This window comes from Carboxylicivirga sp. M1479 (assembly GCF_007097485.1).
In the GTDB taxonomy this organism is placed as follows: Bacteria; Bacteroidota; Bacteroidia; order Bacteroidales; family Marinilabiliaceae; genus Carboxylicivirga.
The window spans coordinates 1-3,491 of the sequence record NZ_VKDE01000065.1; the positions used below are offsets into that span (position 1 = coordinate 1).

Genomic DNA, 3,491 nt, shown 5'->3' on the forward strand with positions numbered 1-3,491 from the left:
AACAATATTTAGGTGGTTATTGCATCAGGGTTCCACCTCTTCCCATTCCGAACAGAGAAGTTAAGCCTGATAGCGCCGATGGTACTGCGTAGAAGTGGGAGAGTAGGTCGCCGCCTTTTTTTTAGAGAAATCCGATATTCATTTTGAGTATCGGATTTTTTGAGTTTATACGTATTAGAATAATTAAATTACGATATAAGGGAACTAAGGGATCAGAACCAAATTCTGGGTCTAGGCATAAATTTTACAGAGTCTATACAGGAAAAACTTCACATCGCTCACACCTCTAAACTGCCGACGAAATTCATTGATTTTAGCATTAAATGATTCTGCGGCTGCATTGGTGCTTCTGCCATTAAAATAGTTGATAATGGTATCGTGATATGTTTCAAAGGTGCGTCTTATTGTGGCAAAAGCATTAAAGCCTGATTGCTCTATTTCGTTAAACCAATGTGCTAGCCTGGTTCTTGCTACATCAGGAGTTAAATGGCGATTGTATATTTCGTAGAGTTGATAAGAAAGCTTGTATGCTTTCTCAATATCTGGATATAATTCAAATAATATTTGCGCTCTTTGCCATTGAGAGTCGGTCCATCTTTCCTCAGGTTTAAAGAGTAGGTATCTGCTTCTGGCAAGCAATTGACGGCGTGTGTCTCCATTGGACAAAATCTCAGGAACATAATCGACACCTTGTTCTTTTACCTGTTTATAGGCTTTATTTTCCATATCCAATGTTTCCCATCTGTGTTTAATGCGAATATCCTGAACGGCTTCGTAGGCTAGCTTTTGTACGTGAAATCGATCGGTAACTCGTTTGGCACCTGGAAAGCACTTTTTAATAATCAAGTTCATACTACCCGCCATATCAAGCGTTACTTCTCGAACTATCTTTCGCTGATGAGCTAGGTAATTTTTAAGTATTAGCTTGATGATTTCTGCAGACTGGGTGCCTTTAAACATACCAACAATAGCACCTTTTTGCCCTTTACGAGCTTTATTGGTGATGATGGTATAAAGTTCGCCATTCGACAGAGCTGTTTCATCTATGGTAAGGCAGGGACCCAAGTTCTTTGGGTAAACGATGTATTGCTCCGCATGATTGCCTTGCTTCCAGCTATGGTAGTCACTTAATTTATCTTTGTATTGACGCTGAAAAACACGCCCCTTAACGCCTAAATAGGTTTCCAGACTTTGGCAGCTGATAGCGTTAGTATCGACTAATCTCTTTAAAAAAAACAGCATACTCTGTGCTCATGCGAGTACCCTGTGCTACAATATCCCAGTTTCTACTGACTTTCTTCATCTGACCATCTATCTCAACATCCCACCGTCGCCGTTTAACACTTAGTGTAACCAACATACTGCGAATGGGGCAGTCATTAATCAAGCGCGGCTCCATAAAACACTGTTCTTATACCTGAAAGTCTTATATTCTTCGGGTATAACGTCCTTTTCCTCCAAGTAGATTGTCAGGTTTTTGTCATAAACATACTGACCACTATCACTTTGCTCAAAATCTACAATTTTAAAATAATCTAATATACCCTGTGGTAGGATCAGTTCTAATAAAGCGCTGTTAATATCGTTTTTCATAATCGACACAAAGATCGCATCATTTTAATTTAGACCCAACTTTTGTGCGTGATCCGATATATGGGATCACATACAATTTCTGGGTCTAAGCATAAATTTTGCAGAGTCTATACAAGAAAAACTTCACATCACTTACTCCTCTAAACTGCCGATGAAATTCCTTGATTTTAGCATTGAATGATTCTGCGGTTGCATTGGTACTTCTACTATTGAAATAATTAATAATGGTATCATGATGTGTTTCAAAAGTGCGTCTTATTGTGGTAAAAGCACTAAAGCCTGATTGCTCTTTTTCGTAAAACCAATGCGCTAACCGGGTTCTGGCTACATCAGGAGTTAAATGGCGATTGTATATTTTATAGAGCTGATAAGAAAGCCTGTATGCATTCTCAATATCTGGATATAGTTCAAATAATACTTGCGCTCTTTGCCATTGAGAATCGGTCCATCGTTCCTCAGGTTTAAAGAGTAGGTGTCTGCTTCTGGCAAGCAATTGACAGAGTGTGTCTCCATTAGACAACACTTCAGAAACATAATCGATACCTTGTTGTTTCGCTTGTTTATAAACTTTATTTTCAATATCCATTGTATCCCACCTGTGTTTAATACGAATACCTTGAACGGCTTCGTAGGCTAGCTTTTGTACATGAAATCGATCGGTAATACGTTTGGCACGTGGAAAACCCTTTTTAATAATCAAGTTCATACTACCCGCCATATCAAGAGTTACCTCCCGAACTACCTTACGCTGGTGACCTGGGTAATTTTTATGTATGAGTTTGTTGATTGCGTGCCTATAAACATACCAACAATAGCGCCGTTTTGCCCTTTACGAGCTTTGTTGGTGATCATGTTGTAACGTTCGCCATTCGACAGAGCTGTTTCGTCTATGGAAAGGTATGGACCCAAGTTCTTTTGGTGCTCCGCATGTATACCTTGTTTCCAGCTATGGTAATCACTTAACTTATCTTTGTATTGCCGCTGAAAATTACGCCCCTTAACGCCCAAATAGGTTTTCAGACTTTGGTAGTTGATAGCATTAGTGTCGACTAATCTCTTTTAAAAAAGCAGCATACTCTACGCTCATGAGAGTAACCTGTGATATAATATCCCAGTTTCTACTTACCTTCTTAATCTGACCATCCATCTCAACATCCACCGTCGCCTTTTAATACTCAGTGTAACTAACATGCTGCGATTGGGACAATCTTTAATCAGCCGTGGCTCCACAAAGCCGCTGTTCTTATACTTATAAACCTTATACTCTCCTGGTATAACATCCTTTTCTTCCTAGTAGATTGTTAGGGTTTTGTCATAAACATACTGACCACGTTTCACTTTGTTTAAAATCTACAATTGTATCTTAGTCTAAGATACCCTGGCGTAAGATCAGTTCTAATAAAGTGCTGTTAATATCGTTCTTCATAATCGACACAAAAATGCCATCATTTTAATTTAGACCCAGGTTTTGTCTATTATTCACAATGTACTACATTATCTCACTTTCTCTCAAAAAATATTCTACCATCAAACCGCACCAAATCAGCCCATAAAGCTTGTTGGAAGAAACGCACCACAAAAAAAGATGTTTTTAGATTTGGAGGTTTGAATTAAACTCCGTTATTTTGCACCCGCTTTGAGAAACAATGGTTACTCTGAAAGGCGCACTAGGCAAGGGAAACGAGGCCTAAAAGACATGTTGAGTAAGTTGATTTTTTGACAAAAGAAAAGATAGTTTGTAACTTGAATTTCGCTTCAAAAAAAAAGATTCAAAAAATACATTTTTTATTTGCTGAATTAAAAATAAGACTTACCTTTGCAGCCGCTCTTCAAACGAGAGGAGTTAACGTTAATGATTTTAGACTGTTGAAACAGTTGGAATTACACTTCCGGAAAAT

At 38.3% G+C, this 3,491-nt stretch carries 5 protein-coding genes and 1 rRNA gene; 2 read left to right on the forward strand and 4 right to left on the reverse strand.

What is annotated here, in order from left to right:
- Positions 1-8 precede the first annotated feature (8 nt).
- Positions 9-119 (forward strand): 5S ribosomal RNA (rrf, locus tag FNN09_RS20685).
- Positions 120-231: 112 nt separating this feature from the next.
- Here rrf and FNN09_RS20690 read toward each other — a convergent pair.
- The 4 genes from FNN09_RS20690 to FNN09_RS21510 all read right to left on the reverse strand — a co-directional run bounded on the left by FNN09_RS20690 (position 232) and on the right by FNN09_RS21510 (position 2,601).
- A complete protein-coding gene (locus tag FNN09_RS20690) occupies positions 232-1,242 on the reverse strand; it encodes a transposase (RefSeq protein ID WP_143304397.1) in 1,011 nt (336 codons plus the stop codon).
- A complete protein-coding gene (locus FNN09_RS21400; RefSeq protein WP_221932553.1) occupies positions 1,208-1,399 on the reverse strand; it encodes a hypothetical protein in 192 nt (63 codons plus the stop codon). Before FNN09_RS21400 ends, FNN09_RS20690 begins: the two co-directional genes overlap by 35 nt.
- Before the next feature lie 279 nt (positions 1,400-1,678).
- Positions 1,679-2,380, reverse strand: a complete 702-nt coding sequence (locus FNN09_RS20700) for a transposase (RefSeq protein ID WP_367275719.1) — start codon at positions 2,378-2,380, stop codon at positions 1,679-1,681.
- The gene (locus FNN09_RS21510; RefSeq protein WP_255434212.1) at positions 2,332-2,601 is read right to left on the reverse strand and encodes a hypothetical protein; all 270 of its coding nucleotides are present in this window, start codon (positions 2,599-2,601) and stop codon (positions 2,332-2,334) included. Before FNN09_RS21510 ends, FNN09_RS20700 begins: the two co-directional genes overlap by 49 nt.
- Positions 2,602-3,309: 708 nt before the next feature.
- Between FNN09_RS21510 and FNN09_RS21405 the strand changes: the two genes are divergently transcribed.
- Positions 3,310-3,491: hypothetical protein (locus FNN09_RS21405; RefSeq protein ID WP_221932554.1), on the forward strand; the 182-nt coding region annotated here is incomplete at its 3' end.